Source organism: Rhizobium sp. SVR5-9E (assembly GCF_056755095.1).
Map to the genome: position 1 here is coordinate 1 of NZ_JBNDHS010000378.1, position 277 is coordinate 277.

A 277-nucleotide genomic window follows, 5' to 3' on the forward strand; every position below is an offset into this window, starting at 1 on the left:
AGCATATCGTCCGCATCGCCCGCGGCTGATTTCGCCACGCTCAGACCGGTTTGCTGGCTTCGATGAAGCGGCGCAGCGCCGTCGCCGCATTCAGCATGTGCGCACGCATGCGCCGCGACGCCATATCGCCGTCACCCTCAGCAATTGCCTGCATGATGGCTTCGTGCTCCGCTCGTGATCGATCGAGCCGCTCGTCCTGCTGCAATTGAGCGCGGCGGAAGGCGGTCAAGCGACTGCGTATGGCAATCGCCTGTTCGGCCAGAAAGCTGTTATGCGT

The 277-nt window shown here is 62.8% G+C and carries 1 protein-coding gene; it reads right to left on the reverse strand.

All coding sequences use genetic code 11. The annotated features are described in order from the left end of the window. Positions 1–40 precede the first annotated feature (40 nt). Positions 41–277 (reverse strand): FCD domain-containing protein (locus ACPYOJ_RS35260; protein ID WP_481420371.1); only part of this gene is annotated, 237 nt, incomplete at its 5' end.